The sequence below is a fragment of the Pantoea sp. E956-1 genome, assembly GCF_982223955.1.
This window is the reverse complement of record NZ_CEUYZP010000138.1, coordinates 1-255: the sequence shown is the minus strand read 5'-3', so window position 1 is coordinate 255 and position 255 is coordinate 1. Positions and strand designations below refer to the sequence as shown.

Here is a 255-nt window from a genome sequence, read left to right as displayed (position 1 = left end):
CAGTCAAAATAAGGTTTTAGAATATCTTCAGTCCAGCTCATAAAAGCCTTTACACGCGGCGACAAATTGCGCCGGTGCGCGATGACAAATGATGCTATGAGCGGCTCGGGACGTAGATCAGGAAGTACCTCAATCAGGGCACCACGTTTGATATGCGGCATGAGCGAGGAATACCCTCCCTGAATTAAGCCTAGACCCGCCAGCCCGGCCTCATGATAAGCCGGTACGCTGTTGACTCTCATTGTGCCAGGCAAC

The 255-nt window shown here is 51.8% G+C and carries 1 protein-coding gene; it reads right to left on the bottom strand.

Going from position 1 to position 255, the window contains the following annotated elements; translation table 11 throughout:
- On the bottom strand, nucleotides 1-255 hold a 255-nt coding region (locus AC0T7J_RS25650; RefSeq protein ID WP_473798649.1), incomplete at both ends, for a type 2 periplasmic-binding domain-containing protein.